The following is a 250-nucleotide window of genomic DNA, read 5'->3' on the forward strand; positions in this document are numbered from 1 at the left end:
GATCGCGAGCGGCGAGCTGCGCCTGCAGTCGATGGGCGTGACCGAGCCGACCACCGGCACCGACACGACCAAAATCAAGACGACCGCCGTGCGCAAGGGCGACCGCTACGTGATCAACGGCCAGAAGGTGTGGATCTCGCGCGTGCAGCACTCCGACCTGATGATCCTGCTCGCGCGCACGACGCCGCTGTCGGACGTGCAGAAGAAGTCGGAGGGGATGTCGATCTTCATCGTCGATCTGCATCACGCG

1 protein-coding gene is annotated in these 250 nt (G+C 64.8%); it reads left to right on the top strand.

What is annotated here, in order from left to right; translation table 11 throughout:
- On the top strand, nt 1–250 hold a 250-nt coding region (locus SB725_RS32880), incomplete at both ends, for an acyl-CoA dehydrogenase family protein (protein ID WP_410923659.1).

It is taken from the genome of Pseudomonas sp. SIMBA_041 (assembly GCF_046535095.1).
GTDB classification, from domain to species: domain Bacteria; phylum Pseudomonadota; class Gammaproteobacteria; order Pseudomonadales; family Pseudomonadaceae; genus Aquipseudomonas; species Aquipseudomonas mucoides.